Annotated in this window: 22 protein-coding genes and 1 pseudogene; 18 read left to right on the top strand and 5 right to left on the bottom strand. The window is 54.1% G+C overall.

Features of this window, described 5'->3' with window-relative positions; all coding sequences use genetic code 11:
* Positions 1-88: 88 nt before the first annotated feature.
* From uvrC to ACKPCT_RS23055, 5 genes are all read left to right on the top strand, one after another.
* Positions 89-2,086, top strand: coding sequence for an excinuclease ABC subunit UvrC (gene uvrC / locus ACKPCT_RS23075; RefSeq protein WP_407652448.1), 1,998 nt, complete (start codon positions 89-91; stop codon positions 2,084-2,086).
* Between the two features lie 109 nt (positions 2,087-2,195).
* Positions 2,196-2,771: a CDP-diacylglycerol--glycerol-3-phosphate 3-phosphatidyltransferase gene (gene pgsA / locus ACKPCT_RS23070; RefSeq protein WP_090073053.1), complete on the top strand. Its 576-nt coding sequence runs from the start codon at positions 2,196-2,198 to the stop codon at positions 2,769-2,771.
* Between the two features lie 89 nt (positions 2,772-2,860).
* A complete protein-coding gene (gene moaD / locus ACKPCT_RS23065) occupies positions 2,861-3,112 on the top strand; it encodes a molybdopterin converting factor subunit 1 (protein ID WP_090073055.1) in 252 nt (83 codons plus the stop codon).
* A gap of 101 nt (positions 3,113-3,213) precedes the next feature.
* Complete coding sequence (locus ACKPCT_RS23060) at positions 3,214-3,687, top strand: molybdenum cofactor biosynthesis protein MoaE (protein WP_210186750.1); 474 nt, start codon at positions 3,214-3,216, stop codon at positions 3,685-3,687.
* A gap of 233 nt (positions 3,688-3,920) precedes the next feature.
* Complete coding sequence (locus tag ACKPCT_RS23055) at positions 3,921-4,706, top strand: SH3 domain-containing protein (protein WP_407652447.1); 786 nt, start codon at positions 3,921-3,923, stop codon at positions 4,704-4,706.
* A 232-nt stretch (positions 4,707-4,938) separates the two neighbouring features.
* Here the strand turns inward: ACKPCT_RS23055 and ACKPCT_RS23050 are convergent, their stop codons facing one another.
* Positions 4,939-5,829, bottom strand: coding sequence for a branched-chain amino acid aminotransferase (locus tag ACKPCT_RS23050; RefSeq protein WP_090073056.1), 891 nt, complete (start codon positions 5,827-5,829; stop codon positions 4,939-4,941).
* A gap of 353 nt (positions 5,830-6,182) precedes the next feature.
* On the opposite strand from ACKPCT_RS23050, the gene ACKPCT_RS23045 reads away from it, so the two are divergent.
* The 3 genes from ACKPCT_RS23045 to ACKPCT_RS23035 are packed head-to-tail and all read left to right on the top strand — an operon-like array spanning position 6,183 to position 8,969.
* Positions 6,183-6,737, top strand: coding sequence for a MarR family winged helix-turn-helix transcriptional regulator (locus ACKPCT_RS23045; RefSeq protein WP_319568084.1), 555 nt, complete (start codon positions 6,183-6,185; stop codon positions 6,735-6,737).
* Between the two features lie 13 nt (positions 6,738-6,750).
* Entirely contained in the window at positions 6,751-7,452 is a 702-nt protein-coding gene (locus ACKPCT_RS23040; RefSeq protein WP_090073060.1) for a response regulator, read from the top strand.
* A 53-nt stretch (positions 7,453-7,505) separates the two neighbouring features.
* Positions 7,506-8,969, top strand: coding sequence for an ATP-binding protein (locus tag ACKPCT_RS23035; protein ID WP_175528064.1), 1,464 nt, complete (start codon positions 7,506-7,508; stop codon positions 8,967-8,969).
* A gap of 89 nt (positions 8,970-9,058) precedes the next feature.
* On the opposite strand, the gene ACKPCT_RS23030 is transcribed toward ACKPCT_RS23035, so the two are convergent.
* The 4 genes from ACKPCT_RS23030 to ACKPCT_RS23015 form a co-directional block, all read right to left on the bottom strand.
* Positions 9,059-9,412: a tRNA-binding protein gene (locus ACKPCT_RS23030; RefSeq protein ID WP_319568083.1), complete on the bottom strand. Its 354-nt coding sequence runs from the start codon at positions 9,410-9,412 to the stop codon at positions 9,059-9,061.
* 48 nt (positions 9,413-9,460) lie between these two features.
* Positions 9,461-10,183 carry a hypothetical protein gene (locus ACKPCT_RS23025; protein WP_319568082.1) on the bottom strand — a complete coding sequence of 241 codons (723 nt, stop codon included), beginning with the start codon at positions 10,181-10,183 and terminating at the stop codon, positions 9,461-9,463.
* Between the two features lie 240 nt (positions 10,184-10,423).
* Positions 10,424-11,245 carry a pyrroline-5-carboxylate reductase gene (gene proC, locus ACKPCT_RS23020; protein ID WP_407062724.1) on the bottom strand — a complete coding sequence of 274 codons (822 nt, stop codon included), beginning with the start codon at positions 11,243-11,245 and terminating at the stop codon, positions 10,424-10,426.
* Between the two features lie 241 nt (positions 11,246-11,486).
* Positions 11,487-11,804 carry an accessory factor UbiK family protein gene (locus ACKPCT_RS23015; RefSeq protein ID WP_319568081.1) on the bottom strand — a complete coding sequence of 106 codons (318 nt, stop codon included), beginning with the start codon at positions 11,802-11,804 and terminating at the stop codon, positions 11,487-11,489.
* Between the two features lie 220 nt (positions 11,805-12,024).
* Between ACKPCT_RS23015 and lgt the strand changes: the two genes are divergently transcribed.
* The 10 genes and pseudogenes from lgt to ACKPCT_RS22965 all read left to right on the top strand — a co-directional run bounded on the left by lgt (position 12,025) and on the right by ACKPCT_RS22965 (position 24,313).
* Positions 12,025-12,822 carry a prolipoprotein diacylglyceryl transferase gene (gene lgt / locus ACKPCT_RS23010; RefSeq protein WP_319569455.1) on the top strand — a complete coding sequence of 266 codons (798 nt, stop codon included), beginning with the start codon at positions 12,025-12,027 and terminating at the stop codon, positions 12,820-12,822.
* Positions 12,815-13,924 carry a class I SAM-dependent methyltransferase gene (locus tag ACKPCT_RS23005; protein WP_319568080.1) on the top strand — a complete coding sequence of 370 codons (1,110 nt, stop codon included), beginning with the start codon at positions 12,815-12,817 and terminating at the stop codon, positions 13,922-13,924. The genes lgt and ACKPCT_RS23005 overlap by 8 nt, the downstream gene beginning before the upstream one ends.
* 159 nt (positions 13,925-14,083) lie before the next feature.
* A complete protein-coding gene (pgeF, locus tag ACKPCT_RS23000) occupies positions 14,084-14,851 on the top strand; it encodes a peptidoglycan editing factor PgeF (RefSeq protein ID WP_319568079.1) in 768 nt (255 codons plus the stop codon).
* Between the two features lie 47 nt (positions 14,852-14,898).
* Positions 14,899-16,056 carry a M24 family metallopeptidase gene (locus ACKPCT_RS22995; RefSeq protein ID WP_090073071.1) on the top strand — a complete coding sequence of 386 codons (1,158 nt, stop codon included), beginning with the start codon at positions 14,899-14,901 and terminating at the stop codon, positions 16,054-16,056.
* A gap of 229 nt (positions 16,057-16,285) precedes the next feature.
* Positions 16,286-16,882: a hypothetical protein gene (locus ACKPCT_RS22990; RefSeq protein WP_319568078.1), complete on the top strand. Its 597-nt coding sequence runs from the start codon at positions 16,286-16,288 to the stop codon at positions 16,880-16,882.
* A 389-nt stretch (positions 16,883-17,271) separates the two neighbouring features.
* A complete protein-coding gene (gene amt, locus ACKPCT_RS22985) occupies positions 17,272-19,653 on the top strand; it encodes an ammonium transporter (RefSeq protein ID WP_319568077.1) in 2,382 nt (793 codons plus the stop codon).
* 332 nt (positions 19,654-19,985) lie between these two features.
* Positions 19,986-20,918: a ribose-phosphate pyrophosphokinase gene (locus ACKPCT_RS22980; protein WP_090073075.1), complete on the top strand. Its 933-nt coding sequence runs from the start codon at positions 19,986-19,988 to the stop codon at positions 20,916-20,918.
* A 108-nt stretch (positions 20,919-21,026) separates the two neighbouring features.
* Positions 21,027-21,830, top strand: coding sequence for a glutamate racemase (locus ACKPCT_RS22975; protein WP_319568076.1), 804 nt, complete (start codon positions 21,027-21,029; stop codon positions 21,828-21,830).
* Between the two features lie 473 nt (positions 21,831-22,303).
* Positions 22,304-22,393: pseudogene (locus ACKPCT_RS22970) on the top strand (hypothetical protein); the annotation flags it as partial.
* 54 nt (positions 22,394-22,447) lie between these two features.
* Positions 22,448-24,313 carry a tetratricopeptide repeat-containing sulfotransferase family protein gene (locus tag ACKPCT_RS22965; RefSeq protein ID WP_319568075.1) on the top strand — a complete coding sequence of 622 codons (1,866 nt, stop codon included), beginning with the start codon at positions 22,448-22,450 and terminating at the stop codon, positions 24,311-24,313.
* Positions 24,314-24,489: the final 176 nt, after the last annotated feature.

Here is a 24,489-nt window from a genome sequence, read left to right as displayed (position 1 = left end):
GGAATCGAGCCGGGTGGAATTGACTTTCCGCTCCGAGTCATAGCCTGTAGACTGCCAGATCAGAATCTATGGCAACCCATCAGAGACCATGAGCGAAGAGACAAAGACACCCCAGACCGACGCAGAAGAAGGGATGCCCCCATCCCCAGATGCAGAGGATAAGAGCGAGGAGCAACAGGCTCGCCCGAAGAACGGCTTTGAGGTGATCGGCGATTTTGTGCGCCGCTTGCCAAACAGCCCCGGCGTCTATCGCATGCTCAACACCAATGGCGATGTGCTCTATGTCGGCAAAGCGAAGAATCTCAAAAAGCGCGTCACCAACTATTCCCGCCACGGCAACCAGACCAACCGCATCTTGCGGATGATCCAGCTGACAGCCAGCATGGAATTTGTGACCACGGCAACCGAAACCGAAGCCCTGTTGCTGGAAGCAAACCTTATCAAGCGCCTCCGTCCGCGTTTCAACGTGTTGCTGCGCGATGACAAGAGCTTCCCCTATATTCTGATCGGTGAAGATCACGAAGCCCCACAAATCGCCAAACATCGTGGCGCTCGCAAGCGCAAGGCAAAATATTACGGCCCCTTTGCTTCGGCTGGCGCGGTGAATGACACCATCAATGCCCTGCAAAAGGCCTTCCTTTTGCGCACCTGCACAGATTCGGTATATGAAAGCCGCACCCGCCCCTGCCTGCTGCATCAAATCAAGCGGTGCGCAGCACCCTGCACCGGCGAAATCTCGATTGATGACTATAGCGCCCTCGTCAAGGAGGCCCATCTGTTCCTGACGGGCAAGAGCCAAACCGTGCGCAAAGAAATGTCCGATCGCATGCAGCAAGCAGCCGAAGAACTGGATTTCGAGCGTGCGGCGATCTATCGCGATCGTCTGGCAGCCCTTAGCCACATCCAGTCCCATCAGGGCATCAACCCGCAAAATACCGAAGAAGCCGACATCTTTGCCTGCTATCAGGATGGCGGCCAGACCTGCATTCAGGTCTTCTTCTTCCGCACCGGTCAGAACTGGGGCAACCGCGCCTACTTCCCCAAGGCGGACAAGACGCAGGACGAAGCCGAAGTGCTGGGCGCTTTCGTTGCCCAGTTCTACGACAACAAGCCCTGCCCGCGCCTCGTGCTCCTCTCTCACACCATTGAGGAACAGGACCTGATCGCCGAAGCTCTGACCAGCAAATCAGAACAGAAAATTTCCGTTATGGTGCCCCAGCGTGGTGAGAAGAAAGAACTCGTCGACCACGCCCTTTCCAACGCAAGGGAAGCGCTGGGACGACGCCTTGCGGAGACCTCAAGTCAAACCCGTTTGCTGGATGGTGTTGCAAAAGTCTTTGGGCTGGCAAACCGGCCCAACCGCATCGAGGTTTACGATAACAGTCACATTCAGGGCACCAATGCCGTGGGCGGCATGATCGTGGCGGGGCCGGAAGGCTTCATGAAGAACCAATATCGCAAATTCAACATCAAATCGCAGGACATCACCCCGGGCGATGACTTCGGCATGATGCGCGAGGTGCTCCAACGCCGTTTTTCACGCCTGCTCAAGGAAAATGGCAAGCGCCCCTCAGCCAGCGAGGCTGCTGAAGCGCTGGACGAGGAAAAGAACGGTCATGTGCCTGACCCGGCCTGGCCAGACCTTCTTCTCATCGATGGCGGTCTGGGGCAGCTCAACGCCGTGCGCGAGATCCTCGCTGACCTCGGAGTCCACGACCTACCCCTTGTCGGCGTCGCCAAGGGTCCAGATCGCGATGCGGGTCGCGAGCATTTCTTTGTTCCCGGCAAAGAGAGTTTCATGCTTCCTTTGCGCGATCCGGTGCTCTATTTCATCCAGCGCCTGCGCGATGAAGCCCACCGCTTTGCCATCGGCACCCACAGGGCGCGTCGCTCCAAGGCCATATCGCAAACCGGCCTTGAGGATATCCCGGGTATTGGGCCTGCACGCAAACGCGCCTTGCTGCATCATTTCGGCACAGCCAAGGCCGTACGCAGCGCAGCCCTCTCAGACCTTCTCGCCGTAGATGGCATATCTGAACAGATGGCCAGAAATATTCACGCCTATTTTCATGAAGATGCCACCTGATTGCGGATCAAGTGTTTAGCCGCATTGACGAGAACGCACTGGACGTGCTTTGAAAGGGGCGAGATACTATCATACAGTTCAGTCCAGTCCGAGAAGGGAGCTGCCCGCCATGACCGGCTCAAAAACCTTCAACATACCAAACATTCTGACCATCGCCCGTATTCTAGCGGTTCCGGCGATCGTCTTTTGCATGCTTTGGCCAACCCATGATTGGGCCCGCTGGACCGCCTTGGGCCTGTTCAGCGCCGCCGCCATAACTGATTTTCTCGATGGCTATTTGGCCAGACGTTGGAATCTCCAGTCCGCCCTTGGCCGAATGCTGGATCCGATTGCCGACAAGCTGCTGGTTTCCGTCAGCATCCTCATGTTGACCAATGATCACACCCTTGCCGGATGGCAAATCTGGGCAGGCGTCATCATTCTATGCCGCGAAATTCTCGTCTCGGGCCTGCGCGAATTTCTCGCAGGGCTGCAAGTCAGTGTTCCCGTCACCAAGCTGGCCAAGTGGAAAACAACCGCCCAGCTCATTGCCATCGGCTTTTTGCTCGCCGGTCCGGCAGGAGACAAGGTGTTGTTTTTTGTATCGGATCTGGGTTTGGTTCTGCTTTGGATTTCCGCGCTTCTGACCCTTTATACCGGCTACGATTATTTCCGCGCAGGCATGCAGTATCTGCTTGAAGACTGATTCCAAACACGCGAAACATGCGCGTACCACACTTCTGGCGTGTTTTTCCCGTTCTATGTAATGGACCAATTACATCAGGAGACCGGACTATGAAACTTGTTTATTTTGCCTGGTTGCGCGAACATATCGGCATTGACGAAGAGCAGGTTGATCTGCCCGCAACGATCGATACCGTTGGAGACTTACTCATCTGGCAGAAAGGTCGCGGCGATGGCTATGCCATCGCCTTTTCAGAGCCAGAGACCGTCAGGGTCGCTTTGGACCAGTTCCATGCCGAACAGGACGATCCGGTGGACAGAGTGGAGGAAATTGCCTTTTTCCCGCCCATGACCGGAGGTTAAATGGCCGCTGTTCAATCCGCCCGACAATACTATATGGGGAAGCTGAGAAACGGCCAAACCGGCTTTCATTGACCGACCGGCAGCAGCAATTGCCAGCCAATATGGACTCTCATATGAGCGTTACCCTACAGCCTGATGATTTCGATATTTCCAGTGAACTTGACGCCCTCATTGGCGGCCGCACATCTGTCGGCGCAGCAGTGACCTTCACCGGGCTCGTGCGGGACATGGTCAAGGATCAGCGGATCTCGGCCATGACGCTGGAGCATTATCCGGCCATGGCACAAGCCGAGCTGGAACGCATCGAGGCGGAGGCCCATGCCAAATGGCCAGATTTGACAGACAGCCGCATCATCCATCGATTCGGCACGCTCGAACCGGGCGACCGTATTGTGCTTGTCATCACCCTTTCCTCCCACCGGCAAGTGGCGTTTGAGGCGGCAGAATTCATTATGGATTTCCTCAAGACCCGCGCCCCCTTCTGGAAAAAGGAAAGCCTCGCAGATGGCCAAAGCGACTGGGTAAAAGCCAGCCTCAAGGATGACGAAGCCCTGGACCGCTGGAAAGAGCAATAGCGGCAAAACCACGGCTGAGTGGATGTTTCGAGCCACCCGACAACTTGCCTTAGTTTGTCCAATATTTTTCCGCAAAGTCACTAGAGGTTGATGTTTACAGCCCTGCACACCCTTGGCCTTCCGACATGTAGGCCGCAAGCATATCCATGCAGCAATAGCGGAACAATCAGGGTGCCCCGCGTGTTTGCTAGATACGGGCAGACACAACGAAATAAGATTTTAGGAGTGAAACCTTGAGACAATTGTTCTTCAAGTGCATAGCGATTGGCGCCGCATTTTTCATGCCAGCCCTCGCGCAGGCAGCAGAGGGCTTTGCGACAGCAAACGTCAACATGCGCGCTGGCCCCAGCACAAACTTCCCCGTAATCACGGTCATTCCTGACGGCCGATCAGTCGAAATACACGGCTGCCTGAGCGATAGACCATGGTGCGATGTGAGCTTCTTTGGTAACAGAGGTTGGGTATCCGGCCATTATGTTCAGGCGAGTTATCGCAGCAGACGCGTGCGAGTCGAGCCAGACTATTACCGCTCCCTCGGCATTCCCTCCGTGGTCTTCAGCATCGGAACCTACTGGAACAATCACTATAGAAACCGCTCATTCTATCGCGATCGGGATAGATGGAGCCGCGGAGAGCGGGGCCATTATGAACGGAAGCCGGATGTACGCCCACATAGGCCGGATGTTCGCCCGCACGACTGGAACAAACCGACTGCGCGCCCGTTCAACCGTAACAATAAGCCACCCCGGGTAGTCTCTCCGCGTCTCGAGAGAGGTCAACCAACGGCTGGCACCAGACGCCTGGACGCAAGAAACAACAAACCGGACATCGAGCGCAAGCGGCCAACAGACAGAAACTTGCGGCCTAACGTAGAACGCAAGCGACCAATAGACCGCAACAGTCGCGCAGCTCAAACCCACAACCGCCCCAAGGCAGGACAGAACAGACCATCCGGACAAAAACCCGGCGTCAAACGCCGCATTGAATGCCGCCCGGGAGATCCGCGCTGCAAGCAGTGAACCACGGTGATAGGCAACATAGATCGGCTATACCCGCACACTGGCATAGCCGATCTTTGACAAGAACGCCTGTCAAAAGCCCAAGTCCCTCCCTTGTGAAACCAAGTTGATCGTCTGAGCAAATCCGCAAGTTGGCTTTCAAGAGCAGCAGTCCTCCCCCAGACAAAAGCGCCGCCCAACGAATTGGACGGCGCTTTCTACTTCAGGAAGGGATGATTGCTTATTTCTTTAACTATTCTGCAGCAACAGCCTTTGGCGTTACTTCGTCGTTATAATCGTGGATCAGGCGCTCGGTAACAGCGCCCGGAGTAAAGGTATACTGGCTGATAGACGCAACGGGCGTGATCTCAGCAGCAGTGCCGGTCAGGAAGCATTCTTCCATGTCGGCCATTTCTTCAGGAAGGATTTTGCGTTCCTGAACCTCAATGCCGCGGCGTTTGGCCAGATCGATAACCGTCTGGCGGGTGATGCCATCAAGGAAGCTGTCCGGACGAGGCGTATGGATAACACCGTCTTTGATGAAGAAGACGTTCGCGCCGGTAGCTTCTGCAACATACCCTTCATGATCGAGCATGATGGCGTCGGTGAAGCCCTTGTCGTTGGCAGCATGCTTGGACAGGGTGCAGATCATGTAAAGACCAGCAGCCTTTGCCTTGCATGGAATGGTGCGCGGATCCGGACGACGCCAGTCGGCGATCATCAGATGCAGGCCCTTCATGCGCTCTTCGAGAGAGAAGTAGGAAGGCCAGTCCCAAGCAGCAACAGCAACATGAATCTTGCAGTCATGCGCGCCGATACCCATGGATTCAGCACCGCGCCATGCAACCGGACGCAGATAGCCGTCGGTGAGATTGTTCTGAATCAGAACATCTTTCTGAACCTCCATCAGCTCTTCGCAGCTGTATGGCAGGTCGAAACCAAGCGCTTTGGCCGAAGCAATCAGGCGTTCGGTATGCTCTTTGAGCTTGAAAATCTCGCCGCCATAGGCGCGCACACCTTCAAACACGGTGGAACCATAATGCAGGCCATGGGTAAGAACGTGTACTTTCGCGTCTTTCCAGTCTACATATTCACCGTTATACCAGATTCTACCTTCGCGCTGATCAAATGCTAAATCGGCCATCGTTTCACTCCTGACAATTCCGTCGGTTCTTCGCCGATGGATATTTTTGAACCGGAAAATGAGCCTTGTTGATACAATTCACTCAAACCGATCCAATTCCATTTATTCCGTAGCAAGATTGAAATGATATGTTTTTTCGTCGATATTTGTTCAATCATTACCCGGATGTTGATCAATGTGTAACAAATGAAACAAATTAAGTCAACATTACTGACATATATTGCCCTTCCAGACACAGGGAGTGACAAAATGGTTTTGACCGGATATTCAATGAAGTTAGAAGATTTTTCCTACTTGAGCCACGAGAGACGAACTGTTGATCGCCCGCAATTCGTAACAAGAGAAAAAATAAAATGACCGAGAAAAAGGTGGACAGCGACGAGGTCATCACGCATCCCATGTCGGAAGATGATGGCATCTCCTTCGAAATGATCGAATTGCTCTTCTTTGCCTACCGCGATTTCGTGGCCGATCCGGACACCATGCTTGCGACATTGTCCTATGGACGAGCGCACCATCGGGTACTGCATTTTGTCAATCGCAGGCCGGGTATTACGGTGGCTGCCCTGCTGGATATTCTCAAGATCACCAAGCAGAGTCTGGCCCGCGTGCTCAAGCAGCTGATTGAAGACGACTATATCGCCCAACAGCCCGGCGAAACCGATCGGCGCCAGAGACGCCTCTTCCCCACGGTAAAAGGACGCGAACTGGCGTTGGAAATCTCCAAATGTCAGGCGCGCCGCATAGAAGAAGCCTTGCAAACCTTGCCGCCAGAGACCAAGAAAGCAAGCAAAGCCTTTCTTTACGCCATGATTGAGCCGCAAGGGCGCCCTACGGTGCGAAACCTCAATCACGGATTGGAAGCATTGACTGTGTTCGAGCCGGACGATTCCAGCCGAAGAAAATGAGAGACAAGACCTGATGCCAAGTGACGCCAAATCTCTGCCGGACAATGCGCAGCATTTGCTGGTCATCGATGACGACAGCCGCATTCGCACATTGCTCCATCGCTATCTGACCAACAATGGCTTCCGCGTAACCACGGCACAGAATGCGCAGGAAGCCCGCAAGACGATTTCCGGCCTGACCTTCGACATGCTGATCCTCGATGTCATGATGCCTGGCGAAAGCGGCATGGAGCTGGCGGCAGACTTGTGCAAATCCAATCCTGTGCCGATCCTCATGCTGACAGCCCGCGCCGAAGCGGAAAGCCGCATTCAGGGGTTGGAAATCGGCGTGGCGGATTATCTCTCCAAGCCCTTCGAGCCGCGCGAGCTGCTGTTGCGTATCCGCAATATTCTCAAACGCAACGTCAGCCAACCCCAAAGCCCGATTGACGAGGTGACCTTTGGTCCCTTCTGCTTCAAGCTGGAACGACAGGAGCTGCTCTGCGGCGAAGACGTCATTCGCCTCACGGACAGGGAGCGTGAACTGCTCTGCCTGTTTGCCTCTCAACCGGGGGCAACAGTCACCCGCTTGGCACTTGCCGGAGAAGACGGAACGGGAGAACGCACCGTTGATGTACAGATTAACCGCCTGCGCCGCAAGATCGAGCCGGATCCTTCCAACCCGATCTATTTGCAAACCATCCGGGGCATTGGCTATCGTCTATTGACTGATTAATGGCAGGTAGTCGCCTTCCCTTCACGGCAGCACCATTCAGGGGTCTGTAAAGCATGACCAAAGGGCATATCAAGAAAGAGACCGGCAGTGAGAAGACCGCCGCTGAGAAAGCGCATGAGGAGGCTTTAAAGCCCCTTTGGCTTCGTGTGCTGCACCAGTCCATTCTGCCTCTGCAATTGCTCTACAAAGGCTACCGCAAGGGCGCTCGCCTGCTCGCGCGAGCCATGCCCAAGGGCCTGTTTGCCCGCTCCCTCATCATCATCGTTGCACCGATGGTCATCCTGCAGTCTGTCCTTGCCTTTGTCTTCATGGAGCGTCACTGGCAGACGGTGACAGACCGTCTTTCCACTGCGGTGACGCAGGATATTGCTGCCATCATCGCCATTCTGGAAACCTATCCGCAGGACGACGACTATAGTCAGGTCATCAAGATCGCGCAGGACAGGCTTAGCCTCAACATCTCCATTCTGCCCGACGGACCGCTGCCCCCGCCCGGCCCGAAACCCTTCTTCAACCTGCTTGATCATGCCCTGTCGCGTCACATAACGGCCCAGATCGGCAAGCCCTTCTGGATTGATACGGTCGGCCGCTCCAACATTGTCGAAATCCGCATCAAGCTGGATAACAAAGTGCTGCGTGTATTTGCACGCCGCTCACAGGCCTACGCCTCCAACTCCCATATCTTCCTGGTCTGGATGGCGGGCACGTCTCTGGTGCTGCTGGTTGTTGCCATTCTCTTCCTGCGTAACCAGATCCGCCCTATCCAACGCCTCGCCGGCGCGGCAGAACGGTTCGGCAAGGGGCAGGAAGCGCTTAATTTCCGCCCCTCAGGTGCGCGAGAAGTGCGGCAAGCCGCTCACGCTTTCCTGGAAATGAAACGCCGTATCGAGCGACAGATAGAACAGAGAACGGTCATGCTGGCAGGGGTCAGTCACGATCTGCGTACGATCCTCACGCGCTTCAAACTGCAGCTCGCCATTCTGGAAGAAAGCCCCGAAACGTCCGAGATGCAGCGCGACGTGGATGAAATGCAAATGATGCTGGAGGATTATCTGGCCTTTGCACGGGGGACGTCTTCGGAAAAGGCCGAAGTGATCGACATCCCGCAATTGTTGACCGAGCTTCAGTTCGATGTCCAACGGTCGGGCCATGAATTGGCCATCGAGCATACCGGAGGGGAAAGCATCGAGGTACGCCCGCAGACCATCAAACGATGCCTGCATAACCTGTTGAGCAATGCCACACGCTATGCAGAAACTGTTGAATTGTCATCGGAGCGGTTGGGCAATTGGTGGCTGATCAATATCGACGACGATGGTCCGGGCATTCCGGAAGACGAGCTGGAAAGTGTCTTCCGGCCCTTCTATAGGCTTGATACCGCGCGCAACCAGAACACGCCCAACACCGGCCTTGGACTGGCGATTGCCCGGGATATTGCCCGCGCCCATGGCGGAGATCTCAGACTGAGCCGCAGTGCACTCGGTGGACTAAGAGCAACCCTGCGCCTGCCATCCTGATCGTTTTCGTAGCAGGAACAATTTGGAAGCGAGACATTGCGAGGTGGACATTCGCCCTCCACCTCCAGCAAAGCAATGGCGTGAAACCGCTAACAGAGGCGGGAGCCATTTGGCACCGGCTTGTCGACACCGGCAAGCACAATCGCGCCTTCTTCATCCTCATATCCCAAGGTCAAAACCTCGGACATGAAGGGCCCAATCTGTCTTGGTGGGAAATTGACAACGCCCATCACCTTGCGGCCAACCAACTCTTCGGGCGTATAGTGGACTGTGATCTGCGCGGAGCTTTTCTTGACCCCGATTTCAGCGCCAAAATCGATTTTCATCTTATAGGCAGGCTTGCGCGCCTCGGCAAAAACCTCGGCTTCGATGATCGTACCGACGCGAATATCCACTTTCAGAAAATCGTCAAACGCAATATCTGCTGCTTTTTCCGTCATCATTATTCCCTTTTCGCAAAAAGGGAATAATCACGGACTTGCGAATGGATATCAAGACGGCATGGGCGCCATGGTGCCACCGTCCACAGAAGGCCCCTCACTGACGATAGGCTCATCTTTCACCGCATCATCGCCAGATCCGGAACGGGAACGGCGACGGGATTTGCGACAAGATTTACCCATGCGAGGCAGAGCGCAAGCGATTTTCTCGGCGCGGTGCAGGGCTTTCTCGCCCTTCTTGAGGAACTTGTCGAGGGTTGCCATGGTTTTGGCAAGGTCGGCACTGTCATCACCAATCCATACCGAAAAGGCTCGCGCATAGGCCAAAAGAGCCCCCTTGCTGCGCGCCATGCCAGAAAGACCAGCCGGAGAGATGTGAGAAATATCAAGGAACCACTCTCCTGTCAGGCGCGACAGGGCTAGCAGATGGAGGCCAAGCATCGGATCCCGACGCGCCGCCTTGTTCAGCTCCAAAATGAGATCCCGATGTCCCTGCATGGCGTCGAACCGCGCCATGATCACATCAAAAAGACGCTCCCGTGCCGGTTCGTCTCCCATATCCGGGTCATAGGACTCCAGCATCGCTTGATCGATGCGGCGCACAAGGTCGGAAACATAAGCATAGCGATCGCGATATTCGAGAAAGGCCAGCTTGATATCGATATCAGCCTTGGTCGCAATCTCTGCGCAAGATACGGAGCGCCACCCTCTGGTCATGACGACCTGAGAAAACTCCTCAAACAGGCGCTGTCTGATTTCCGGATTGTGATCCATCTTTCTCTCCCTCGCTTAAACCCGTCATATGCAGTTTGATACGATGCTTTGCACAATCAGGATCAAATCACACGAAAAACAGGACGCCCCATTGATCATGCATGCCGTTCTGACCAGTCTACTCTACAAATGTGGCCCAAACAGGGGCATTTCAAGCACAATCGCGTGAAACCGGGCAGACAAAAGCCGCTCCGAAAGGGTAAACCTGTTCGGAACGGCTATATAGAATGGCTCAAAAGCCTATTTCGACAGCTCGATAGAGCGATCTCTGGCAGCAACCGTAGCCTTGGCCAGCAATTCGCCAAGCCCGCCCTCTTCAGCCATCAGCACGGCAAGCGCTGCGGCAGTGGTCCCGCCCGGAGAGGTGACATTCTCGCGCAGGGTAGAGGCACTGAGCGGTGACTGATGGAGCAACTCTCCGGCACCGACGATGGTTTGCCGCGCCATCAGATTGGCCGCGTCCGGCGCCAGCCCGAGCGCTTCACCAGCCTTGGCCAGAGCCTCGACCATATAGAAGACATAGGCCGGCCCGGAGCCGGAAACAGCCGTTACAGCGTCGATCAGGGCTTCTTCGCCAACCCAGGTGAATTCACCAGTGGAAGAGAGCAGTTCAGCAATCGCCTCACACATCTCCGCAGACACCCCTTCAGAGGCAAAGGCTGCAAACATGCCGCGCCCGACCTGAGCTGGCGTATTCGGCATGACGCGAGCGACACCCGTGTCCGCCCCAAAATAGGACTGGAAGGTCGCAATTGGCGTGCCAGCAGCGACAGAAACAACAACGGTCTTCGGTCCAACCAGACCTGTGAGGCCCGGCAGCACCTTGGCCATCATCTGCGGTTTGACTGCAATGACGAGAATATCCGGCTGCGTAACAGCTTCAGGTGAGGAGACTAGGGAAAAGCCGCATTTGTCTGCAAGCGCTTTCATATCTTCTGGCTGTCCGGGATCAATCACCGTAACATTCTTGGCTTCCAGATCCATATCAAGCCAGCCCGTGAGCATGGCACCGCCCATCTTGCCAGCACCAACCAAAACCAGCGACAACTCATTCATTTTCATTGTGTCAATTCCATCAAATTAATGTTCAGATCCAGCCCTTGCAGATCTTGTCATCCCTTTTGAGTGCCACAGACTGCGGGCTTTTTCAAATTCTCATCGTGCCAAAGGTGATAAAAGTCAGCCATCAGATGAAAAATGGCCGACGCCAGAAACCAACCAGACAATCAAAAAGCCCGCCTGAAACCAGACGGGCTTTCCCGCGCCACGCATCCGTGACGAAACCAATGCGCGATAAGGCACCTTATTCCTTTTCAGGAGCCTTATCGGAGCCATCAAGATCAGCGCCATCGATGGAAGAAAGATCATCCAACACACCGAGCTTTTCCTCAAGAATGGCAAGACGCGCCGAGAGCTTGTCATTTTCGTCGCGCGCGGCAACGGCCATGGCCTTGACTGCTTCGAATTCATCGCGCATCACCAGATCCATGTCGCCCATCAGGCGTTCCAGTTGCGCACGAATCGCGACCTCTGCCTCATCGCGCACCCCTTGGGCAACACCGGCGGCATCATTCATCAATTTGGCGAATTCATCAAAAAGCCGATTGTTTGTTTGTGTCATAACACTTTCCCCTCGCTTGGCGCGGCAAGCCCATGATTTGGCTGGCTTGCGTCCATCCTGCCTTAGATCTGTCTTTATCTCCAGATATAATGCCCTATGCGTATTTCACAATGAATATTTACAGTTTCCCTTGACTTGACGTCGATAAACCAACAAATCCAGACACACCGAAGCATTTTCAAAAGGCAGAGCCGTGACCCTTCTGGCCATTCCCTTCCCGATGATCGACCCTGTGCTCCTGTCCCTTGGGCCGATCCAGATCCATTGGTACGCCATCGCCTATATCGTGGGCATTCTGCTTGCGTGGTTCTACACCAAGCGCCTTGCTGCCAGACAACAGCTCTGGCCGGGCAACGAAAGCCCTCTTTCGGCTGCAGCTCTGGATGATTTTGTCTTCTGGGCCACCATCGGCATTATTCTTGGCGGTCGGCTGGGCTATGTCCTCTTTTATAATCTCGATGCCTATCTACAGCATCCCATGCAGATACTGGCCCTATGGACCGGCGGCATGTCCTTCCATGGCGGCTTCCTTGGCGTCACACTGGCCATGATCCTGTTTGCCCGTGCCAAGAGCATTTCGCTTCTGTCCATGTTCGACCTTGTCGCCATGGCCGCTCCCATCGGGCTGTTTTTCGGACGCATTGCCAATTTCATCAATTCAGAGCTTTGGGGCCTCCCCACCAGCCTTCCGTGGGGCGTTGTCTTCCCCAATGGCGGACCGGAGCCGCGCCACCCCAGTCAGCTTTATGAAGCGGCACTGGAAGGGCTCTTGCTGTTCATCATCCTGCGCGTCCTCAGCCACTGGACAGGCGCATTGAAAAAGCCGGGAACCGTTGCCGGCCTGTTTGCCATTCTCTATGCGATTTTCCGTTCACTGGTGGAACTGGTGCGGGTGCCTGATAGCCAGCTTGGCTATTTCAGCCTTGGTACCACAATGGGCATGTGGCTCTCGGCCCCGATGATCTTCGCCGGTCTGGCCATGATCATCCATGCCCAGCTGAAGCGATCCGATGGGTAAAGACGCACGAACCTCTCTAAATGAGCGCCTCAAGCGCATGATCCGGGCAACCGGCCCGATCAGCGTTGCCGATTATATGAGTCTCTGCCTCTCAGATCCGCAAGATGGCTATTATACAAGCCAGCAGCCGATCGGTTCCGGAGGAGATTTCATAACCGCACCGGAAATCAGCCAGCTTTTCGGCGAGCTGCTGGGCATCTGGATGCTTGCCATCTGGCAACAGTCAGGCCGCCCGAAGCCGTTTCATCTGGTCGAGCTCGGCCCTGGTCGCGGCACGCTGATGAGCGACATGATCCGCGCCATAGCCACCGACGCAGACGCCGCCATGCATCTGCATGTGCATCTTGTTGAGATCAGCCCGACATTGAAGCGTGAGCAGAATAAAGCCTTGGCAAACTTTGACGCCTCCAAAGAGTGGCACACAGATTTTGCCAGTCTGCCAGAAGCCCCTCTGTTTATAGTCGGCAATGAATTTTTCGATTGCCTACCTATCCATCAATGGGTCTTTCACAAAGGCCATTGGCATGAACGGGTGATCGGGCTCGACGCTGAGGATCACTTATGCTTCGGCCTTGGCCCTGTCCGCGGCTTGGGCACCCCGCAAGAGACAGCTGAAGACGGCGCCATTCTCGAGCGCGCGCCTGCCAGCGACGCGATGATGGGCAGCATTAGCACTCATCTTGCTTCCCATGGCGGCGCAGGACTCTTCATCGACTATGGCTATGATACCCCCGCATATGGGGATACCTTTCAGGCCATGCGCCACCACGCCTATGCTGATCCGCTCGCCAATCCCGGCGCGCACGACCTCACGGCGCATGTGAATTTTACTGCTCTACGCAATCGCGCAAAGGAAGAATTCGCTAAAGCTCCAGTCAGCCGAATGATTGCCCCACCGGTGATGACACAAGGAGATTTCCTGCTTGCCATGGGGCTTTTGCAGCGCGCCGGGCAAATTGGAGCCGGGCAGAGCCAGCAAGTGCAAGAGAGACTATCACAAGCGGTTGAGCGGCTTGCAAGCCCAGAGCAAATGGGAAGTCTGTTCAAATGTCTTGCCCTGATGCCTGAGGGGACATCTCTGCCACCAGCTACGCTCACATAGTGAGCGGGGCGGAAGCGGAGATAGAGAAATACGGGTATTTTCATGTGACAGGGCGTCTCACTAGTCTCTTTTTCCTGTTGACTTCCCTCTCAAAGGAAAAGAGTCTTTGGGGAGCCCTGCCCACAACGCTCAAATCAGAACCAACAACCGGGAGACAGCATGCGCATTCAACATCCGTCACTTGAGGCCCTTGATGGCATAGCGCACGGATTTTTCACGCGCAGAGGCGGCAGCTCGAAAGAGACGTATCATAGCCTCAATTGCGGTTTCGGTTCGGGCGATGACACAGAGCAGGTAAGGCAAAATCGCGCTTTGGTGGCCAAAAGCCTCGGCGTTGCCAGCGACAGGCTTGTCACCGCCTATCAGGTCCACTCCCCCGATGCGATGATCGTCGACGCTCCCTTCAGAGAAGGCGAAACGCCAAAACTGGATGCGCTCGTCACCAACACACCCGGCCTTGCCGTGGCGATCCTGACCGCTGATTGCGGCCCACTGCTATTCGCAGACCAGCAGGCAGGCGTCGTAGCTGCGGCCCACGCTGGCTGGCGCGGCGCCTTTGAAGGCGTCATCGCCGATACGGTCGACAAGATGTGCGAGCTGGGAGCAAAGCCTGAAGCCATCACGGCCATTCTCGGCCCCACCATTTCACGTGACAATTACGAGGTCGATCAGGCCTTCATGGACCGCTTCCTTGAAAGATCCGCAAGCTGGAACCGCTTTTTCAGCGCGGGCAAAAGGGATGGACATGTGCAGTTTGATCTGCCAGCCTTCATATTATCAAGATTGAAGGAAAGCGGTGTTGGCACCGCGATCAATCTCGATCGTTGCACCTATGGCGAAGAAGAGTTGTTCTTCAGCTATCGCCGGACGACACACCGCAATGAACCCGACTATGGCCGATTGATTTCAGCAATAGCAATCATCTGACCATTTATATTCCGGCAGGTTTGAGCCCGCCAACCAAGGAGCTTCTCATGGCGCTACACTTTTCATCGGATGAATTCGAAAGCCGCAAGGCCTCTCTTCTGGCGAAAATGGCAGATCGCAAACTCGATGCCATGCTGATCTTCGCTCAAGAAACCATGTATTGGCTCACCGGCTATGACACAACGGGCTTCAATCTGTTCCAGTGTCTGGTCTTGCGCAAGGATGGCAGCACCGATCTGCTGACCCGTTCAGCCGACGTACGCCAGGCTGAACAGACATCCAATATCGGCACCATCCATATCTGGGCCGACCGCAAGAAGAAGAAAGCCTCACCGGCGGTGCAACTGCGTGGCCTGTTGGAAAAGCTGGACCTGCTTGGCAGCCGCATCGGCATCGAATATGACGCCCACGGGCTAACGGGCAAAGATGCCAAAACGCTGGACGATTCCCTCAAATCCTTTGCCGACACCGAGGACGCTTCCAGAATCATCCCACCGCTCAGGGCCATCAAGTCCGGCGCAGAGATTGCCTATACCCGCAAAGCTGCAGAATTGACCGACCTTGCCTTCACCGAGGCTTTGCCACTCATCAAGGCTGGCGCCGATGAGGGCAAGATTTTGGCAACCATGCAAGGCGTCGTTCTGGAACATGGCGGCGACTATCCGGCCAACCATTTCTCCATTGGCTCGTCGGAATCGGCCCTGCTCTGCCGCTATAAGACCGGCCGCCGCACCCTTGATGCGCAAGATCAGCTGACCATCGAATGGTCCGGCGCCTTCCGCCATTATCACGCACCTGCAATGCGGACCCTCGTCATCGGACGACCATCCCCAAGGCATCTGGAATTGTATGAAATTGCCAAAGAAGCGCTGCTGGCGGTGGAACAGGTCATGCGTCCGGGGCACGTCATTGGCGACATCTTTGATACCCATGCCAAGGTTATCGATGAAATGGGCGCCCATGCCCATCGCCTCAATGCCTGCGGTTATAGCGTTGGTGCCCGCTTTGCCCCCAATTGGATGGACTGGCCCTTGATCTATCGCGGCAACGAATATGCCATCTGCCCGAACATGACCCTGTTTGCGCATATGATCATCATGGATAGCGACGAACAGGTAGCCATGACCTTGGGGCAGACATATCTGACGACGGAATCCGAGCCAGAATCACTCTCGAAACTGCCACTGGAATTGATTGTTCGGTAACAATTTATTGTTCTTAAAGAAGAGTTAAAACAAATCCTGTTTGATAGGGTCACAACGCAACAGGAACAGGGTCCGCTTGGCTCAAGTGAACCGACCCCGTTCCTTCTTTTTGCCAATGAGGCCATTGGGCAAAAATGACATTGAGCGCACAGAAATGCGGAGTGATGATACCATGCATAATCAACACCTGGGTTTACTGAGCAGAGTCTCAGCTTTGGTTTCTCTGGCGATGCTCGTAACTGCATGCGCCAGCGGAGGAGCCCCCACACCTCCCGGAGCAATTGGAGACACCCCTCCTTCCATTCTGGAAAGCCTGCCACCGGCAGAGGCTCCTGCTGATGAAACCGGTCAGGATGGCATGACCAATCTGGCCGCAGCAGACACGGCAGGTCTTCCCCCGGCCACCAGCCTTCCCAACGCGACCAGCACCAACCAGCCAGCAACGCAATATCAGGCTCCTGCCTCTCGTGCGGTCTTAACATTCGAGCCTATGGTTGGCGCACCCAGCCGTGTTGCCCGCGAATTGGCAACAGCGCTTGGCATGCGCGTGGCACAACAGTCCTTGCCTGTGGTCAAGCGCACCGACAGCAAGGTCACCCATCGGATCAAGGGCTACTTCTCTGCCAGCAAATCCGGCTCCGAGTGCGTGGTCTCCTATGTCTGGGATATTTTCGATGCGAAGGGCAAACGCGTCAATCGCGTGACCGGAACGCAAAAGACCCAGATGGTCTCTTCCGATCCATGGGATAGCGTCACCGGCCCAGTTCTGGACAAGGTGGCAACGGATACAGCCGCCAAGCTTAAAACCTGGCACGCCAGCATCTAGAACAGCACAGCTTTACAATAATCAAGTTGCCCAAAAGCGCCCACAGATCTCAGCGGGCGCTTTTCTATGCATCATCTTAGTGGAGGCGACACAAATTCGGAATTGGCAAAAATCCAATATATTTTTCCGATATCTAGAAAAACTATAATTTAAAAATTGTATTATTCGGCACAACAGCGCGACAAATTGTCTCTCTATACTTGATTTTTAGTTTGTTAACCACGTTTAAAAAACAACAAAATATCATCCCTGACAAAAATAAAGCAATTTTATAGGGGAATAAAATAATGCAATACTTCTCTTCAATAAAGCAGCGAAAGTCGTGCTTTATTTATATCAGTAGTATTACAGTATCTTTTGTTACTTTTCTATTCGGATCTGCAAGTGCCATGGCCACGCCAGCGCTTGAGGCACGTATTACCGAGCTTGAAAACCAGATTGCACAGGGTATACACGCCCAGCAGGTCAACTCGGATCACATCTGGACCATGACGGCCGCCGCGCTGGTTTTGCTCATGCAGGTTGGCTTCCTTTTGCTTGAAGGCGGCATGGTGCGCTCGAAAAATTCCATCAACGTCGCCCAGAAGAATATTCTCGACCTTCTGGTTTCCATTTCCCTTTTCTACCTGCTTGGTTTCGGGCTCATGTTTGGCACCAGTCTTGGCGGCTGGATCGGTTGGCAAACCGATCTGTTCGCGTGGGATTCTTTCCCCGACTGGAATTACACCTTCTTTGTCTTTCAAGCCGTGTTCGTCGGCACTGCCGCCACCATTGTCTCCGGCGCGGTGGCCGAGCGTATGACTTTTACCGGTTATCTCGCCAGCTCTGTGCTCATTTCCATGATCATCTATCCGGTCTTTGGCCATTGGGCATGGGGCAACCTGTTAAGCGGCGACAACACCGCTTGGCTCGCGGACAAAGGTTTCATCGATTTTGCAGGCTCCTCGGTCGTCCATTCGGTCGGAGCCTGGGTGGCTTTGGCTGGCATCATCATCATCGGCCCCCGCATCGGTCGCTTCAATAAAGACGGTACGCCCAACAAGATCCAGGGCTATTCCATCGTTCTTGCCTCTGCCGGGGCCATCATTCTGCTGTTCGGCTGGATCGGTTTTAACGGTGGCTCCACCACAGCAGGCACACCGGACTTTGCCCGCATCATTGCCAACACATTGCTATCAGCGGTCTTTGGCGGCACGGCAGGCTTTCTGCTTGGCTGGGTCAAGGATGACGTGTTCGAACCCAGCCGCTCCATCAACGGCATGCTCGGGGCGCTGGTCGCCATCACCGCAGGCTGTGATGCAGTCAACCCGCATGGCGCAGTGATGATAGGCATCATCGCAGGCCTAGCCGTATGCCTTGCCGAAGACTTTATCGCTGGCGTATTGAAGCTCGATGATGTGGTCGGCGCCGTCTCGGTTCATGGTGTGGGCGGTGCATTGGGCACCCTGCTCGTTGCTCCCTTTGCCATTGACAGCAAGTTGGCCGCAGGCTCCCGTGTTGACCAGTTTTTGGTTCAGGGACAAGGCGTGCTGCTCTGCTTTGTCTGGGCCTTCACTGCTGCCATCGTCATGTTCAAACTGATTGATATGACCGTCGGCCTGCGCGTTGACGCTGAAGACGAATTGCGCGGCCTCAACATTTCCGAACATGGCGCAACCCTCGGCACTGGCGAGTTACAGCGCAAGCTGATGGAAATGACCGAAGGCACCTGCGATTTGACCAGCCGCTTTGACGAAAGCTCCGGGGATGAAATGGGCGAGCTAGCCCAGGTGATCAACCCTTTTGTCGACAAGGTCCATCACCTCGTCTCCGAAATATCCAGACAGGCGGAGGCCGTGGACGAAACCTCGCAAAATCTGGTTGAGATCTCGCAGGAATTCACCGACAACTCCCAAATGCTGGCCAGTCATTCCTCCAGCATGCATGAAGTGGTCTCCGGCGTTGAAAGCCGCATCGGCTCGGCCCAGAGCACCTCATCACAAATGGCCAAATATGGCGAGGAAATCGTCTCCTCGGCCCGCAGCATGTCCAACGAGATCCGCGAAGTATCCGATACGGTGGGCCATCTCGCCCAGTCTGTGGAGGAGATCGCCTCCAGCGCGGACAATGCCTCGGAAATCTCACTCAAGGCAGCCAATCTGTCGTCCAATGCCAACGACACCATGGAAGCACTGGTGGCTGCATCCAAAGAAATTGACGTGGTCGTGCAGTTCATCATGAATATGGCAAACCAGACGAACCTGCTGGCCCTCAACGCCACCATTGAAGCCTCCCGCGCGGGCGAAGCGGGCAAAGGTTTTGCCGTTGTGGCCGACGAGGTTAAGCAGCTAGCGGTACAGACCTCCAAGGCCGTGGAAGAAATCAAGGAAAAGGTGAACCGCATCCAGAGCGGCTCCAACAGTGCCCAGACAGGCATCGATGAGGTTTCCAAAATCATTCTGGCCATTCGCGAAGGCGTGGAAACGATCCGCGAGACGACTCATCAGCAAAGCCAGTCGACCTCCAACATCGCCCAGAGCACGTCTCAGATCAGCTCCATGGCAGAGGACATGACCAACAGAATCACAGGACTGTCCTCCGGCATCGGCGAGATCTCGATGGCAGCCAACGATATGTCGACCGCCTCCAAAGGCCTGTCTGAAACCAGCGGAATTCTGAATGGTCGCGCCAGAAGCGGCGAAAGCAACGCCAGCCAGACAAGAGACCGTGCTCAATCGCTCAAAAAGGTATCCCGGAGCCTTGTCCAGTCCGTCGCCGAATTCAAGGTCTGACGGTAATTCGGACAGAAAGGCGTAAGACCTTCCTATAGCCTTCGACCCGAAAGCGGGCCGGAGGCTCATTTTTTAGCATTATTTTTAGAGAAAAAAGCGGTTCACTGCGTCACATAAACTTTACAAGACGGGGGTTCGTTGTTTACAAGGCCCCTACAATACAGCGCATCCTCCAGGAACGCGGCATCCACTCCAATAGTTTTCAAGCAATCAGTTTTTCAACTTTTGAAAGTCTCAATCGTTGAAAAGGGGATTGTTAATCAGGGGCCCATAGGAGCCATCCCCCGACCAACGGCTCCCCCAATCTTGCGAAGCGACAGGGCATAAGGTTCATGAAACTTCTCGCCGGCAATTCCAATCCGACTCTCACCAAACGCATTGCCGATTATCTCGGCATTGAAATCAGCGATGTTTCCGTAAGACGATTTGCGGACCAGGAAATCTTCATCGAAGTGCACGAAAATGTGCGCGGACAGGATGTCTTCGTGGTTCAGCCAACCTCTTATCCGGCCAACGACCATCTGATGGAACTGCTGATCCTGATCGACGCTCTGCGCCGCGCATCAGCACGCCGCATTACCGCGGTCGTGCCTTACTTCGGCTATGCACGCCAGGACCGGAAACCCGGCCCGAGAACACCAATCTCGGCAAAACTGGTTGCCAACCTCATCTCGAATGCGGGCGCAGATCGCGTCCTGACACTCGATCTGCATGCAGCCCAGATTCAGGGCTTCTTCGACATTCCGACTGACAACCTTTATGCCGCTCCGGTTTTCTCCCGCGACATTCTGGAACGCAACGAAGTCGAAGACGTCATGGTGGTTTCTCCGGACGTTGGCGGCGTGGTTCGCGCCCGCGCTCTGGCAAAACGCATTGGCGCCCCGCTGTCCATCGTCGACAAGCGTCGTGAACGCGCCGGTGAATCCGAAGTGATGAACATCATTGGCGATGTAACAGGCCGCAACTGCGTACTCGTAGACGACATCATCGATTCCGGCGGCACCCTGTGCAATGCAGCAGAAGCCCTCATCAACAAGGGTGCAGCATCGGTTACAGCTTACATCACCCACGGCGTTCTGTCTGGTGGAGCTGTTGCCCGCATTACCGCTTCCAAGCTGCGCGAATTGGTCATCACCGATTCCATCGAGCCGACTGAAGCGGTTCTGAACGCCCATAACATCCGCGTTCTGAGTGTCGCCAACCTGCTCGGCGAAGCCATTTCCCGCACAGCCAACGAACAGTCGGTTTCATCCCTGTTCGACTAGGCAGCACGCTGAAGTCTTTCGGCGCGAAATGTCGAAGGAACTTAAATAAATTTGCCCACAGCATCGCATAAATGCTGTGGGCTTTTGTTTCTCTGGAGCCATAACAGTATGGATCAATTAGGAACCCCGGTGGGCATCTTCGACGCTGGCATTGGCAGCTTTGGGATAGTTGAAACCGTCAAGAAGCATTATCCCAATCAGGATATTATCTGGTTTGCAGATCGAACAAGCTTTCCTCTCGGCAAAAAGACACCAGATCAGCTATTTGAGACAGGAAGAAAGAGCGTCTCTTTCTTGCAGTCTCATGGGGCCCAAAAAGTCATTGTCGCAGCCAATGTGCTAAGCATGGTTGTTATGGAGCGATTGCAGGAAGCCTTTCCTGAGTTGGAGCTATATGGCGTAACTCCGCCCGTCAGAAGAGCTGCCGAATACGGCAATTTCTGTATTCTGGGCGTAGAGGCAATGGTTACTGATCCAAAGCTAAGAGAGTTTGTTGAGCGTTTAAAGCCCTCGTCTCTCAAAGCCAGCTTTGCGAACGCATCTCCCTTGATCGATGAGCTGGTGGAAACAGGCATCTTCGTTTCAGATCCTGACAGGACGGAAGCGCGTGTGCGAGACTATATGAGCAACCTGACACCCCAACAAATGGGGGTCGCCGCCTATACGCTCTCCAGCACACATTTACCATGGTTGCGATTTGCTTTCGAGAGAGCTTGTCCAGATAAAGTATTTTTGGACCCAGCCGAAGAATTGGTTCTGGAAATGCGCCTGCCCAATGATGGCAGCGGTCAAATCACAGCATTTACAACGGAGAATATCGACCTAAGCATGACGCAGCCAGAACTGAAAAAGATGCTTGATCTGATTGGATATTCCCATATCGAGCCCAATATAGTGCCTCAAACGGAATAGCACTTGAATAGTCACGGGATAGCTCAAGCTGCTTCAGCCCCCTCCCTGTTAGCGCGAAAATCGATAACCCCGCAGTCTCATCTGATGCTGCGTGCTTTTTGTTTGAGCGCCCTTCCCCAGAGTCATTTACTTGATTGGCCGGGACGACGCTCTTCTCCAACTCGCGGAAAACGCTTGGTTACAATTGGATAACAATCATTCCTTGCGTTGCTGCGAATCTGGAGTAAATTACCGCCATCCTGTCTGATTTGTTCGACACATCCCCCGATAGAATGCCCACCTCAATGACGTGTGCTGACCACATCTTATTGACAATTATACGTACCAAGAGCTCAAGGTTGTTTCTATTCTGAGGGCCGTTTCACATCGCCCAATACAAAGCTCATTCTTTGGCAGCAGTTGTTGTTTCACATCTTGAGATTGCCAAAGTCTGATCTTACATCTCCGCTTTTCACTGTTGAAGGCTATTCACGTTGGCAAAACTAAAAGTAGATCTCACCCTCAAGAATGCTCAAGCCTTGGCCCAAAAGGGCAATTATTCCGAAGCGAGAAGGCTATATCAGACTGTATTGGAAGTCTTCCCCGGCAACAGTCGCGCAGTTCAGGGGTTAGCTCTCGTGGAAAAGCAGATTAAAATAAGAGGCGCGAACACCCCCATCAACGAAACGATCAGGACACTGGGTGGATTGCTTTCCAAAGGCTTCTTCCAAGATGCCATTGACCAGTCTCAGGAAATCCTCAAGCAACGCCCCGATGTGTTTGTCATCTGGTATATTCACGGTATTGCTTCCATCCAGCTTGGAAAGCTCGATCAGGCCATAGCTGCCTTTGATCGAGCAATTTCTCTCAAGCCAGACTATATCGAGGCTCACCTGAACAAAGGATACGCCCTGCAAATGCAGGGATTGCACGAGCAGGCCATTTCTTCGTTTCAGAAGGTTTTATCCATCAAGCCGGATCTGCCGCAAGCCCACAACAATATCGGCAATGCTCTTCGCCAACAGGGCAAGCTGACCAAAGCAATTGCAGCTTACCAGAAAGCCCTGTCGATCAATCCGGCATTTCCCGAGGCATTGTATAACCTGGGCCGCAGCTGGCAGGATCTTGAAAAGATGGAAGAGGCGCAGAGTGCTTACCGAAAGGTCCTGTCCATAAAGCCAGACCTGCCCGAGGCCAACAATGATCTTGGCACAGTTTATCTGGAACAAAGAAAAATTGACGAGGCAACCGAGGCATTCCAAAAGGCCATACGCCATCGTCCCGCATTTTCCGAAGCCCATAGCAATCTCGGAACGGCCCTGTATGAGCAAGGTCACATCGAGGAGGCCATTGCGTCTTGCAACAAAGCCTTGTCTCTCAACCCCGAGCATGTAAGCGCCTACACCAATCTCGGCGTTATCTTTACATCGGCCGGCGAGCCCGACAAGGCTATGGAGGCTTACACAAAAGCGCTGTCCATCAAGCCAGATGACGCACAAACGCTCCATAATATTGGTTCCTATTTAGACCACACTCCAGATGATCCTCAAATCGGCTTCATCGAAGGCCTTTTGAACAAGCAGGATCTGTCAAGCAAGGACAAGATCCTGCTACATTACACTCTGGCAAAAATCCATGAAGAAACAGGCCAGTTGGAGGAGTCTCTCAAGCATTATAAAGCGGGTGGCGCACTGCAGATCAACCGTGTGCACTACACTATCGAAAAGGATGAAGAGCTTTTCGAAAAGATCCGGCAGTCAGCGCCCGGCATCAAAGCACAAGCATTGGTTCCTTCCCGAGACGATGAGACTGTCACACCGATTTTCATTCTCGGCATGCCGCGATCTGGCACAACATTGATTGAGCAAATCATTTCGAGCCATGGTGACGTCCATGGAGGTGGCGAACTCGACTATGCAACGAACTTGGGTTTAAAAATCAGCTTGGGAACCGTTCCTGCAACGACTGAAAATTTACAGATTTTCAGACAGACATACTTGTCGGAACTGAAAAGAGCATCCGAAGGCAAAGCATATGTCACCGACAAAATGCCCTACAATTTCCGCCAGATCGGCCTTATCTGTTCGGCGCTTCCCGAAGCGAAGATCATCCATGTGAAGCGCGATGCAGCAGCGATCTGCTGGTCGAATTTCAAGACATGCTTCGTCGGCAACGGTTTGGGATACAGTTATGATCTTCAAGCCGTCGTGCGCTTCTATAAGCTATATGAAGACCTCATGACCTTCTGGAACCAGACATATGGCGACCGGATAATAGAAGTCGATTATGATGCTTTGACCAATGACCATGACACTGAAATCAGAAAGCTGATCAGCTATTTGAACCTCGACTGGCAGGATGCTTGTCTGTCTCCTCATGCAAACAGCCGCATGGTCAAAACCGCATCGAATTTGCAGGTCAGAAAGTCAATCTACAAAAACAGTTCCAAAGAATGGCTCAAATTCAAGCCGTTCCTTGATGGGGCTTTTGACGAATTGCTTTAATGATCGCAGTTGCCGGCAACACCGTTGCATGAGAGTTTGATTGCATAGGCCAGACAAGCCTGTCCGGCTCCGATAACAGGACGGGCAAAGGTCGCCGCGAAAAATCGCTGATTTCTGCGTTACCACCGCTTGCCAATAGCACCCTTATGTCTTATAAGCCCTCCAGCTGCCTCTAC

The sequence above is a fragment of the Cohaesibacter marisflavi genome (genome assembly GCF_963665895.2).
GTDB classification, from domain to species: Bacteria; Pseudomonadota; Alphaproteobacteria; order Rhizobiales; family Cohaesibacteraceae; genus Cohaesibacter; species Cohaesibacter marisflavi.
Note: the sequence above shows the minus strand (reverse complement) of the source record. Positions and strands in the feature narration are given on the sequence as shown.